Genomic DNA, 11,244 nt, shown 5'->3' with positions numbered 1-11,244 from the left:
TGCCGCCCGGCTGCGCCGAAATGCCCGCACCGGATGGCACAATCCTGAGAGTGCGCATGTCAGCGAAGGCGGAGTACGCCGTGCGGGCGATGATCCAGCTCGCCACGGTGTCCGACGGGACGCTGGTGAAGACCGACGACTTGGCCCAGGCCCAGGGCATCCCGCCGCAATTTCTCGTCGACATCCTGACCAACCTGCGCACCGACCGGCTCGTGCGCAGCCATCGTGGCCGTGAGGGCGGCTACGAATTGGCCCGCTCCGGCAGCGACATCAGCATCGCCGACGTCCTGCGCTGCATCGATGGGCCACTGGCCAGCGTCCGCGACATCGGACTCGGGGACCTGCCGTATTCGGGACCGACCGCCGCGCTCACCGACGTCTGGCGGGCGCTGCGCGCCAGCATGCGGTCCGTGCTGGAACAAACCACCCTGGCCGACGTCGCGACCGGCGGCCTGCCCAAGCATGTGGCGCAACTGGCCGACGACTATCGGAAACAGGAGAGCCAGCGGCACGGCTCGGCGCGCACCGGCGACTAGGCAACGTGCACAACGGCTCAGCCGCCCGACCCGTAGGGGCGGGTGAGGATCTCCATGGCATGACCGGAGGGGTCGGTGAAATACACCCCGCGTCCGCCGTCATTGTGGTTGATCTCGCCGGGACGCGTGGCGCCCGGATCGGCCCAGTGCTGCATGCCACGAGCCCGGATCTTGTCGTAGATCGTGTCGAACTCCTGCTCGGACACCAAGAAGGCGTAGTGCTGACGCGGGATGTCCGCGCCGTCGGGGGCATCCGCGTAGTCCAGGGTGGCACCGTGCTCTAGTTCGACAACCATGAAGTGGCCGAACGGCTTTGGGCTGGGCAGCCCGAACAGCTCGGTGAGAAACTCGGCGGATTCTCGTTTGTCGCGCGACGCGACGATGGTGTGGTTGAAACTGATGCTCATAGTTCTGTCCAGTCAACCACCGCACGCCCCGCGCGACAACGCGCTACTTCGGCGCGGTCAGCTCCAGGGCGATGTTGTCGGGGTCGCGGAACTCCAGTATGTAAGACGGCCCGATGTCCTTGATCGGCTCGTGAGTGACGCCAAGGTCATCGAGATGCGCTGCCGCCGAATCCAATTCGTCCCTAGTGGTGAGCCGGAACGCGATGTGGTCCAGCCCGACGCGATTCTCGTCGAAGCGGCCCGCGGCGACGGGCCGCAGGCCGAGCAGCGTGCCGCCGAGGTCGTAGATGACACCGCCGAACAAAAAGCTCAACTGATTGCGGGTGGCTTCGTCGGCGTTGTCGGGGACCTCCAGCAACACCGGCCAGCCGAACACGCTCTCGTAGAACTGCCGGGATCGCTCGATATCGGTCACGGTCAGTCGGACATGCGCGATGGAAGTGCTGGTGAAGTCCATTCGGTCCATGGTTCCACTGATGGGTCGCATGTTAAACATGCCAGAATCGCCGTCGTGCAGATAGCGATGACGATGCCGGTGATGGAACCGGATCTGGATGCGACGGTGCTCGAGACCTGGGCGCGCACCATTGACGAGGGGCCGTTCTCGTCACTGTGCTGGGGTGAGCGCATCGCGTTCGACAATCCGGACAACCTGACGCTGCTGGGCGCGCTGGCCGCCTGGACCGATCGGGTGCGGCTGCTGACGACGGTGATCGTGCCGCAACTGCACGACCCGGTCATGCTCGCCAAGGGTCTGGCGACCGGCGACATGCTCAGCGGCGGCCGGTTGACCGTCGGCATCGGGGTGGGCGGCCGGCACGAGGATTACCACGCCGTCGGCGCCGACCCCGCCACACAGACCATGCGCGGCATGGCCGAACGGGTGGCGGTGATGAAGCGCGTCTGGGCGGGGGAGAAGACCACCGACTCGGTGCGGCCCGTCGGTCCGGCGCCGGTGCAGCCCGGCGGTCCACCGCTGTTCGTCGGCAGTATCGGTCCGAAGACCATCCGCAGCGCCGCGGCGTGGGCCGACGGGCTGGCGGGCACCACCCTGGACCTCGACGTCGCCAAGCAGAACGAGCTGTTCGACGTCACGCGAGACGCCTGGGCGCGGGCCGGCAAGCCCAAACCCCACCTCATCACCTCGTTTTGGTTCGCTTTCGGGTCCCCCGAGGAGTCCCGCGCCCAGGTGCACCGCCATCTACGTCGCTACATGAACTGGATACCGGCCGAATACGTCGACGCCATGGCGCCGATGACCGGGTGGGCCGGCAGCGAAGACGAGCTGCTGGACGTGCTGCGCCGGTTCGAGGAGATCGGCACCGACGAGGTTCAGCTCATCCCGACGAGCTCGGATGTCGATCAGCTGCGCCGCGCCGCGGAGGTCGCCGGGCGGCTGTAGTCCAGCTCGGGCCGAGCGGCGGCACAGGGTGAATTGCCGCATCGGCGCCGCGGGGTTTTCATTAGCGACATGACGCAGCAGGAGTTGCCCGCCCCGCTGGCCGAAATGACCGGGCTGATGGCGCAGTGCGCGAACAACGGCGATTTCGCCGGGGCCGCGCTGCAGGCGAACGAGCTGGTGACCCTGTGCCGGGCAACGCTGGGGGAGCGCGATCCCAACGTCCTCGAGCTCAAGGTGGCGCTGGCCACCGTGCAGCTGCGGGCGGGCGAGGACGCCGCCGTCTACGCCGACCTAAAGGAGTTGATACCCGATCTCGTCGAGGTGCTCGGTCGCGATCACCTGAGCACCTTGACCGCGCGCCACCTGCTGGCCGGTCGCCAACAAGCGCCGGTGTCGTCGCTGTCCGAATGGTCGCAGCTCGTCACCGACGAACAGCGGATTCTGGGGCCCGACCACGAGAGCACGCTGATGGCCCGCGAGAGGGTCGCCGAGAAGCGTTGGGAGACCGGTGATTTCGCCGGAGCTATGACCGAGGGCCAACATGTGCTCGCCGCGCGGCGGCGGGTGCTCGGCGACGACCACGCCGACACCCTCGGGACGCGGTTGATGCTGGCGATCTGGCGAGGGCGGGCCGGTGACATCCCCGCGGCGATCACCGAACTCGAGTGGCTGATCGGCGAGCTGCGCGACAAGCTGGGCAGCGACCACGTTCATCTGCTCATGGCGCGGCACATGTTCACGCTGTGGGCCCCGAACCGGGCCGGCGTGACGGACGGGGTCACCGCATGGGAGGCGCTGGTCGAGGAGGAATCCCGCGTCCTCGGCGACGAGCATCCGGTGACAATCGCGGCCCGCCAGGAATTGGCCGGCTGGTGTGCCCGGCACCGCGCCCGCGCGGGCGAACCCGACACCCCGGTGGACTGGTCCGCCTCCTGACCTGGATGTGCGGGCGTCAGGTCGCCGCTTTGTCCGCCGGGCGCTCGTCGTCGACGGCAGGCTCCTGCGGTGGCTGCCCCTTGCGCAGCGTCTCCAGCAGCTCCCGGTACGGCCCGACCAGGTAGACGGTGTCGCCGCCGCGAAGCCAGGCGTCGCGGCGCGGGTGTAGCTCGACCGGGGCGTCCCGACGGGTGATGGCGATGACCCGGGTCTGGGTGGACATTTCGAACATCCGCAGCCCGTCGAGTTCGCTGCCGGCCGCCACGTGCATGGCGCCGACCATGAAGGATCGCTGCCCGACCGAGAACGTGCCCAGCACCTGCAAACCCATCGCGGCACCGATGAACCACGGGGCGGCCAGGTCGACCGTCGACCGGACGTTCTCGAACCCGAACCGCTTGGCCACCGCGTCGCCCAGCGTGCGGTCGTAGATGCGCAGCACGATCGGCACGTCGGGCCGGTTGACCTCGGGCATCACCCGGGGACCCAGCATCTCGCGCAGCACGATGCCGATCTCGATGTTGACCATGTCGTCCTGAGTCAGCACGGCCACGGCGCGGGCGCGGTCGACGCGGGCCGACTCCAGCGTCTGGCGCAGCGTGGCGTCCCCGAAGATCACCGGCACGTCGAGTTCGGCCGCGGTCGACAGGAACCGGTTGTTCTCGTCGCGTTCGATCACCGCGACGTCGTATCCGGCCGCGGTCAGATCGCCGACGACGCGGCTGCCGAAGGACCCCAGCCCCACCACGATGATGTGGTCGCGCAGGTGGCGCGCCCGCCGGACGCCGGCCGATTGCAGGACGCGGCGCGACAACAGCAAGTCCGCCACGAAGGCGACGAGCAGCGCGGTGGTGGTCACGCCGGCGAACATCAGGCCGACGGCGAAGATGCGTAGCCACGCGGATTGTTGGGCGAAGGTGAATTCGCCGTATCCCACAGTGGTGATGGTCTCCGCGGTGAAATACATTGCGTCAAGCCAGGACAGGCGCGGCTTCGTGTAGGAGAAGTGCACGACGATCGTCGACGCGAGCAGCAGGGTGAGCGCGAGCAGCATGGCGGGGAAGAGCAGGGGGTTGACGTCGTCGCGCATTGCGCGTGCGGCGTCCGAGGCCCGCCGCACCCACGAGCGGCGCGAGCGCGTCGCGGTCGGCCGGGGCGTCTTGATGCCGCGGGCGGCCAGTTCGTCGGCGCTGCCGATCATGGCGGTCCAATCACCGGCGCGCACCCGATGGTCGCGGCCCGGACAGGGCACCACCTCGCCGGGGGTGGCGGCGTCCTGGCCGTGGATCACGGCCACCGGTGCCAGGTCGCCGTAGATCTCTCGAAGGGTCGCGTCGCGTGGCGCCTCGGCGCCCGACACGACGAAGTTGATGCCGGCCGCCTCGACCGGGTGGGTGTTGCTCGCCAGGCACGCCTCGACGACCGACGGCGCCGCGAGGTCGGCGACATCGAGGATGGCCCCGGGGCCGTTGTCGGCGGCCACCGCTCCCCGCAGCACGTCGTTGCCCAACCGGGCGACCACGCGCAGATTCGGATTCGTTTTCCTTGCCAATAAAGCGTTTTCGAGATTCTTGGCGTCGTCACGCCCGGCGCAGACGATGGCGCTTGCTTGGGTGAGGTCCGCGCCGGTGAGGTCCTCGCTCGGCAGCTTGACGACTGTGGCGCCCGCGCGGTTCAGTTCCGTGGCGATCGTGGTCGCGAGCACGTCGTCGCCGCTGACGATGATGCCACCCATAAACCCCACCTCTGATGACATTGGCGCTCACGTGTTGCTATGACTATCGGGCACCGTGCCGGTTGACGCCAGTGCGACATGTGCTCAAGCGCGAATTGATTGGGCGGGCGGGCGGGCGGTGGGCCGCGGCCAAAGGCACTGCGATCGTGGGTGCGAATCCGAGTTAAGCCATATGCCAACGGGATTGGCGACCGGGCTACAACACCTGGACGTCAGCCGGTGACCAGAAGGCGCGCATCGACGTGATTTTGGCGTCCGCGTCGAACGACATCGTCGAGATGGGGGAGATTCGGGTGCGGCTGTCACCGGCGTCGAGCGTGAGGTGCCAGAAGAAGGCGGCTTCGCTGCCGGAGACCCGCAATTCGGCGAGTTCGGTGTCCTTCTTGGCGTCTTGGAATCCCGCATAGAACGCGCGGATGGCGTCATGCCCGCGGCGAATGTCGGCGCCGATCGGATCCTCGATGGTGGCATCGGCGGCGTAGAGGGTCACGATGTCGTCGGCGGTGCCCGTGGCGACGAGCGCGAGGTAGCGATTGACGGTCTCGGTGATGGCTTGCGGGGACGGCATGGATTCGGACGCTACTCCCTCGCCATGGCCACCGCTTCGGGTGCGGTGTGCACGGCAATACTGGCGGCGTGACGTTCATCGAATGCCTCGCGAGCCGCGAGATCTACCGGAATCCGTGGATGGTGCTGCGCGAGGATGACATCCGCCGCCCGGACGGCAGCACCGGCCTCTACGGCGTCGTCGACAAGCCGGGCTACGCGCTCGTGATGCCCTATGACGGGCGACGCTTCCGGTTGGTCGAGCTGTTTCGCTACCCCATCGGGGAGCGGCGTTGGGAGTTTCCCCAAGGCACCGCCCCGGACCTGGCCGACGCCGACCCGGCCGAGTTGGCCTCGCGTGAGCTGCGCGAGGAAACCGGATTGCGCGCAACGACGTTCGAGGCGCTCGGCGAGCTCGACGCGGCCCCGGGGATGACCAGTCAGCGCGGCTGGGTGTTTCTGGCCACGGGCATCATCGAGGGCGAAGCCGACCGCGAACACGAGGAACAGGACATGCGCAGCGCGTGGTTCGCCCGCGACGAGGTGGAGCGGATGATCCGCGAGGGCGTCATCGCCGACGCGCAGTCGATCGCCGCCTACGGACTGTTCCTGTTGCGCTGAAAACCGTGATCGTGTCCTCGCCGAGATCACACCGCGTCATCGGACGCTCACCATTGACCGATGCGACCGAGGCTTCGGGTAGTTGCGGTCCTCGCAGCCGTGACTGCCTCGGTCGCCGGCGCCCCCGCCGTCTGCGCCCATGCGGTGTCGCCGTCGTGGAACGGCAAATACTCACTGGTGCGGTATGCGGCCGGCAAAACCGGCACCAGCGTCGCCGCGACGCAGGCCGAAGCCACGTTCAGCGCCGACTACGTCTTCACCACCGCATGCTCGTCGGGCCGGTGTGTGGCCACCGCCACCGACGGGCCCACGCCCAAGAATCCGACCCTGCCCCAGCCGTCGCGCTACACCTGGGACGGGGCGAAATGGGTGGAGCGCTTCGACTTTCAGTGGGATTGCTATATGGGCGAGGGCGCGCCGAAGGTGTGGGCGCCCGCGCGGTCGTGGGCCTTCTACACGCCGCAGGCGGACGGATCGTTGCGCGGTGTCTGGCACACCGACATCAACGGCGGCCCGTGCCGCGGAACGGTCGAAATGCCGGTGGCGGCGTTTGCCGCCGGGACGGCCTGACGAAGGCGACGCCGATCAATCCGGCGCGCTGGTCATGGAGGCGATGTAATACACCTCGTGACCGGTCGGATAGCCGCCACCGTCGGTGGCGATGTGGACGTGGTCGTAATGGTTGGCGGTCTCCGAGCCCAGGTCGGCCGTCCAGTTGCCCCCGCCGACGCCCGGGTAGATCTTCTGGCGCCAGATCACGTGATTGATGCCCCAGCGCTTGGCGTTCGCCAGCGCATACCCGGCGATCTGGTTGCCGAGGTCGATGCCCTCGGGGGTGTGGAAGTTCGGGATCATCACGTCGATCGCCAACCCCTTGGGATGCCACGGCAGCGGGTCCTCCCGATACCCGTAGATCGTCTTGATCTGCGGAAAGAGCACTCCGATCGCGCGGGCCGCCCAGATGGTCTTGACCTGTAGCCGATCCTCGGACGCGACGCCGCGGGGCAACGCGAGCTGGAACTGCTGGCCGGCGGAGGGGGCGGGTGGTGCCAGGGCGGTGAGCGCCTCCACCTCCGCGGGACTGGCGGTGTGCGGTGGGCTGGGTGGCGGGGCCGCCGCCGCGGTGGCGCTGGTGGGGGCCGCCGCCGGCGTCTCGGCGCAACACCGCGGCTTGGTGCCCTGGGCGTGGATCATGGCGGCCGAGACGACGAGCGACGCCGCGACCGCCAGCCATCGGCCAGCGCCCTTGGCGAACACTCTCACGCCCACGGCCAGCAGCTTAATGTCGCCTGTGACCTGTGTGGCGGTGTTTTCAGAAGACGGGCGTGCGACGCGTCGTTCGAGCGAATGTGACCGTCTGGCCTACAGCAGAAGTGGGTAAACAACGCACTAGCGCGCGGCGCAGAAGTTCGAGAGCGAGTCACCGGTCGAAAGGCGGCAGCACATGGTTCGTCACGAGGGGGGCCGATGGGACGTCGGAATCAAGGCCGCCGCGGTCTACGTCGAGCGCATCTCGGACAGCGACGAGCGCCTTTTCGAGGATTCGTTGGCCGCCGAGGAGGCGCGCGACCTGGCGGGGCTGCTGACGAAGTATGCGGACAAGCTCGACGAGGCGACGTATTCCGATAAGGCCAAGGAGTCCGGCGAGGGCGAGGAGTCTGCCAAGGCCGAGGAGTCCGACGAGTCCGACGAGTCCGAAAAGGCGGAGAAGTCAGAGGACTCCGACGGGCCAGAGGACTCCGATGAGTCGGACAAGTCGTCGGATTAAGCGCAAAAGTACCATCTGACCTGCGGTAACACCGGTGCCCCCGGCAGGATTCGAACCTGCGGCCTTCTGCTCCGGAGGCAGACGCTCTATCCCCTGAGCTACGGGGGCGCTACAACTTTGTTGTTGCACCATTGGGCTCCGACAGACTAGCGCATCCAGGCGGCCGCCCCGCCACCGCAACGGATTCGGGGCGCGGGCATGCGAGCCAATAGGATGGACGCTCGTGACCCCCGCTGACCTCGCTGAGCTGCTCAAAAACACCGCCGCCGCGGTGCTGGCCGAGCGCGGGCTGGACGCTGCCATGCTGCCGGCGACGGTGACCGTCGAGCGGCCCCGCAATCCCGAGCACGGCGATTACGCCAGCAACCTGGCGATGCAGCTGGGCAAAAAGGTCGGTGCCAACCCCCGCGAGCTCGCCGGATGGCTCGCCGAGGCACTCGCGCAGGCCGACGGCGTCGCTTCCGCGGAGGTGGCCGGACCGGGCTTCATCAACCTGCGCCTCGAGGCGTCGGCGCAGGCGGTCGTGGTCAACAACGTCATCGACGGCGGCGCTCGCTACGGCCATTCCGACGCGCTGGCCGGTCACCACATCAACCTGGAGTTCGTCTCGGCCAACCCGACCGGGCCGATCCACATCGGCGGAACCCGCTGGGCCGCGGTCGGCGACGCGCTGGGCCGGCTGCTGTCCACCCAGGGCGCCGACGTGGTGCGCGAATACTATTTCAACGACCACGGCGCCCAGATCGACCGCTTCGCCAGCTCGCTGATCGCCGCGGCCAAGGGCGAACCCACCCCGGAAGACAGCTACGCGGGCGCCTACATCAACGACATCGCCGCCCAGATCGTGCAGAAGGCCCCCGACGCGCTGAGCCTGCCCGCCCCCGAGATGCACGAGACCTTCCGCGCCATCGGCGTCGACCTGATGTTCACCCACATCAAGGAGTCGTTGCACGAATTCGGCACCGACTTCGACGTCTACACCCACGAAGACGCGATGCACACCAGCGGACGGGTCGACGAGGCCCTCGCCAAGCTGCGCGAGACCGGCAACATCTACGAGAAGGACGGCGCAACATGGTTGCGCGCCAGTGCCTTTGGTGATGACAAGGATCGCGTCGTGATCAAGAGCGACGGGAAGCCCGCCTACATCGCCGGGGACATCGCCTACTACCTGGACAAGCGGCAACGCGGCTTCGACCTGTGCATCTACATGCTCGGCGCCGACCACCACGGGTACATCGCCCGCCTCAAGGCGGTCGCCGCCGCCCTCGGCGAGGACCCGGCCACCGTCGAGGTGCTCATCGGCCAGATGGTCAACTTGGTCCGCGACGGCCAGCCGGTCCGGATGAGCAAGCGCGCCGGAACCGTGCTCACCCTCGACGATCTCGTCGAGGCGATCGGCGTCGACGCCGCCCGCTACAGCCTGATCCGGTCCTCGGTGGACACCCCGATCGACATCGACCTCGCGCTGTGGTCGTCGGCGTCCAACGAAAACCCGGTCTATTACGTGCAATACGCGCACGCCCGGCTCTCGGCGCTGGCCCGCAACGCCGCCGAACTCGGTCTCATCCCCGACACCGGGAACCTCGGGCTGCTCGACCACGACAAGGAGGGGACGCTGTTGCGCACCCTCGGCGAATTCCCGCGGGTGCTCACGACGGCGTCGTCGCTGCGCGAACCGCACCGGATCTGCCGCTACCTGGAAGACCTCGCCGGCGACTACCACCGGTTCTACGACTCCTGCCGGGTGCTGCCGCAGGGCGACGAGCAGCCCACCGATCTGCACACCGCGCGCCTGGCGCTGTGCCAGGCGACCCGCCAGGTGATCGCCAACGGCTTGGCGATACTCGGCGTCACTGCCCCGGAGCGAATGTGAACGTTCATCCCGCCGGTCCTCGGCACGCCGAAGAGACCCGCCACGCCGACAGCCCGCCGCGGCCGCAATCCGCCGAGGAGCTGCTGCTGTTGGCGCCAAACGTGTGGCCCCGCAACACGACTCGCGATGAAGGCGGAGTCGCCAGCATCGCGGGGGTAGCGGTGACCGACCTCGCCCAGGAGTACGGCACCCCGCTGTTCGTCGTCGACGAGGACGATTTCCGGTCCCGCTGCCGCGAGATCGCGTCGGCGTTCGGTGGGGGCAAGAACGTGCACTATGCCGCGAAAGCCTTTCTGTGCAGCGAGATCGCGCGCTGGATCGACGAGGAAGGCCTGTCGCTCGACGTGTGCACCGGCGGCGAGCTGGCCGTTGCGCTGCACGCCAACTTCCCGCCGGAGCGGATCACCTTCCACGGCAACAACAAGTCAGTCGCGGAATTGACCGCGGCGGTCAAAGCCGGTGTCGGCCACGTCGTTTTGGACTCGATGACCGAGATCGAGCGTCTGAATACCATTGCGGGCGAGGCGGGTATCGTCCAGGACGTCTTCGTCCGTCTCACGGTCGGTGTCGAAGCGCACACCCATGAGTTCATCTCGACCGCACACGAGGACCAGAAGTTCGGACTGTCCGTGGCCAGCGGCGCGGCGTTGGCCGCCGTCGGCCGGGTATTCGAAGCCGAACACCTGCGGGTGGTCGGTCTGCACAGCCACATCGGTTCGCAGATCTTCGACGTCGCCGGCTTCGAACTCGCCGCGCGCCGTGTCCTCGGCCTGCTGCACGAGGCCGTCGAGCAGTTCGGCGTCGACAAGACCGCGCAGATCTCGACCGTGGATCTCGGTGGCGGACTTGGTATCTCGTATCTGGCCGCGGACGACCCGCCGCCGATGGGCGAACTGGCCGCCAAGTTGAGCGCGATCGTGAAGAACGAGTCGGAGGCTGTCGGGCTGCCGACACCGCGGCTGGTCGTCGAGCCCGGACGAGCCATCGCCGGACCGGGCACCATCACCCTCTACGAGGTGGGCACCGTCAAGGACGTGGACGTCAGTGCCACGGCACACCGGCGCTATGTCAGCGTCGACGGCGGCATGAGCGACAACATCCGCACCGCCCTGTATGACGCCCAATACGACGCCAGGCTGGTCTCCCGGCTCAGCGATGCGCCCGCGGAGCTGGCGCGTGTTGTCGGAAAGCATTGCGAGAGCGGCGATATCGTCGTGCGCGACACGTGGGTGCCCGGCGACCTGCATCCCGGCGACCTGATCGGGGTGGCCGCCACCGGCGCCTACTGCTATTCGTTGTCGAGTCGGTACAACATGGTCTGCCGTCCCGCCGTCGTCGCGGTGCGTGACGGGCGCGCGCGCCTGCTCCTGCGCCGCGAGACGGTCGACGATCTGCTGAGTCTGGAAGTGAGGTGAAC

13 protein-coding genes and 1 tRNA gene are annotated in these 11,244 nt (G+C 68.0%); 8 read left to right on the top strand and 6 right to left on the bottom strand.

Translation table 11 applies throughout. The features are described 5' to 3' along the window. Nucleotides 1-50: 50 nt before the first annotated feature. Nucleotides 51-536: an Rrf2 family transcriptional regulator gene (locus tag QGN31_RS18820; protein WP_008254753.1), complete on the top strand. Its 486-nt coding sequence runs from the start codon at nt 51-53 to the stop codon at nt 534-536. Nucleotides 537-553: 17 nt separating this feature from the next. On the opposite strand, the gene QGN31_RS18815 is transcribed toward QGN31_RS18820, so the two are convergent. Together QGN31_RS18815 and QGN31_RS18810 are read right to left on the bottom strand one after the other, a co-directional pair. After that, the gene (locus tag QGN31_RS18815; protein WP_008254755.1) at nt 554-943 is read right to left on the bottom strand and encodes a VOC family protein; all 390 of its coding nucleotides are present in this window, start codon (nt 941-943) and stop codon (nt 554-556) included. Between the two features lie 43 nt (nt 944-986). Continuing rightward, the gene (locus tag QGN31_RS18810) at nt 987-1,400 is read right to left on the bottom strand and encodes a VOC family protein (RefSeq protein WP_008254757.1); all 414 of its coding nucleotides are present in this window, start codon (nt 1,398-1,400) and stop codon (nt 987-989) included. A gap of 66 nt (nt 1,401-1,466) precedes the next feature. Here QGN31_RS18810 and QGN31_RS18805 point away from each other — a divergent pair, with 66 nt between their 5' ends. Then, the gene (locus tag QGN31_RS18805) at nt 1,467-2,345 is read left to right on the top strand and encodes an LLM class flavin-dependent oxidoreductase (protein ID WP_008254760.1); all 879 of its coding nucleotides are present in this window, start codon (nt 1,467-1,469) and stop codon (nt 2,343-2,345) included. Nucleotides 2,346-2,414: 69 nt separating this feature from the next. Further along, nucleotides 2,415-3,281, top strand: a complete 867-nt coding sequence (locus QGN31_RS18800; protein ID WP_014941495.1) for a tetratricopeptide repeat protein — start codon at nt 2,415-2,417, stop codon at nt 3,279-3,281. Nucleotides 3,282-3,297: 16 nt separating this feature from the next. Here the strand turns inward: QGN31_RS18800 and QGN31_RS18795 are convergent, their stop codons facing one another. Beyond that, nucleotides 3,298-5,016, bottom strand: a complete 1,719-nt coding sequence (locus QGN31_RS18795; RefSeq protein WP_008254764.1) for a potassium channel family protein — start codon at nt 5,014-5,016, stop codon at nt 3,298-3,300. Between the two features lie 196 nt (nt 5,017-5,212). After that, nucleotides 5,213-5,584 (bottom strand): nuclear transport factor 2 family protein, encoded by a 372-nt coding sequence (locus QGN31_RS18790; RefSeq protein ID WP_008254766.1) that lies wholly within the window; start codon nt 5,582-5,584, stop codon nt 5,213-5,215. Between the two features lie 68 nt (nt 5,585-5,652). On the opposite strand from QGN31_RS18790, the gene QGN31_RS18785 reads away from it, so the two are divergent. Both QGN31_RS18785 and QGN31_RS18780 read left to right on the top strand, forming a co-directional pair. Then, the gene (locus tag QGN31_RS18785; protein WP_043954593.1) at nt 5,653-6,183 is read left to right on the top strand and encodes an NUDIX domain-containing protein; all 531 of its coding nucleotides are present in this window, start codon (nt 5,653-5,655) and stop codon (nt 6,181-6,183) included. 99 nt (nt 6,184-6,282) lie between these two features. Next, nucleotides 6,283-6,753 carry a hypothetical protein gene (locus QGN31_RS18780; RefSeq protein ID WP_008254770.1) on the top strand — a complete coding sequence of 157 codons (471 nt, stop codon included), beginning with the start codon at nt 6,283-6,285 and terminating at the stop codon, nt 6,751-6,753. A 15-nt stretch (nt 6,754-6,768) separates the two neighbouring features. Here QGN31_RS18780 and QGN31_RS18775 read toward each other — a convergent pair whose 3' ends face one another. Next, nucleotides 6,769-7,452, bottom strand: coding sequence for a hypothetical protein (locus tag QGN31_RS18775; RefSeq protein ID WP_026071516.1), 684 nt, complete (start codon nt 7,450-7,452; stop codon nt 6,769-6,771). Between the two features lie 175 nt (nt 7,453-7,627). Here QGN31_RS18775 and QGN31_RS18770 point away from each other — a divergent pair, with 175 nt between their 5' ends. After that, nucleotides 7,628-7,951, top strand: coding sequence for a hypothetical protein (locus tag QGN31_RS18770; RefSeq protein WP_008254773.1), 324 nt, complete (start codon nt 7,628-7,630; stop codon nt 7,949-7,951). 35 nt (nt 7,952-7,986) lie between these two features. Here the strand turns inward: QGN31_RS18770 and QGN31_RS18765 are convergent. After that, a tRNA-Arg gene (locus tag QGN31_RS18765) sits at nt 7,987-8,059 on the bottom strand. A 115-nt stretch (nt 8,060-8,174) separates the two neighbouring features. On the opposite strand from QGN31_RS18765, the gene argS reads away from it, so the two are divergent. Continuing rightward, on the top strand, nt 8,175-9,827 hold the full coding sequence (argS, locus tag QGN31_RS18760) for an arginine--tRNA ligase (RefSeq protein WP_014941497.1): 1,653 nt from the start codon (nt 8,175-8,177) through the stop codon (nt 9,825-9,827). Next, nucleotides 9,824-11,242, top strand: coding sequence for a diaminopimelate decarboxylase (gene lysA / locus QGN31_RS18755; protein ID WP_008254777.1), 1,419 nt, complete (start codon nt 9,824-9,826; stop codon nt 11,240-11,242). The genes argS and lysA overlap by 4 nt, the downstream gene beginning before the upstream one ends. The last annotated feature ends 2 nt before the right edge of the window (nt 11,243-11,244 follow it).

The organism is Mycobacterium sp. 2-64, from assembly GCF_035918375.1.
Taxonomy (GTDB): Bacteria; Actinomycetota; Actinomycetes; order Mycobacteriales; family Mycobacteriaceae; genus Mycobacterium; species Mycobacterium intracellulare.
Note: the sequence above shows the minus strand (reverse complement) of the source record. Positions and strands in the feature narration are given on the sequence as shown.

Coding starts and splice junctions, on each gene's coding strand:
- QGN31_RS18770 (WP_008254773.1), top strand. CDS start 7,628: ATGGTTCGTCACGAGGGGGGCCGATGGGACGTCGGAATCAAGGCCGCC.
- QGN31_RS18810 (WP_008254757.1), bottom strand. CDS start 1,400: ATGGACTTCACCAGCACTTCCATCGCGCATGTCCGACTGACCGTGACC.
- QGN31_RS18795 (WP_008254764.1), bottom strand. CDS start 5,016: ATGGGTGGCATCATCGTCAGCGGCGACGACGTGCTCGCGACCACGATC.
- QGN31_RS18790 (WP_008254766.1), bottom strand. CDS start 5,584: ATGCCGTCCCCGCAAGCCATCACCGAGACCGTCAATCGCTACCTCGCG.
- QGN31_RS18815 (WP_008254755.1), bottom strand. CDS start 943: ATGAGCATCAGTTTCAACCACACCATCGTCGCGTCGCGCGACAAACGA.
- QGN31_RS18805 (WP_008254760.1), top strand. CDS start 1,467: ATGACGATGCCGGTGATGGAACCGGATCTGGATGCGACGGTGCTCGAG.
- QGN31_RS18800 (WP_014941495.1), top strand. CDS start 2,415: ATGACGCAGCAGGAGTTGCCCGCCCCGCTGGCCGAAATGACCGGGCTG.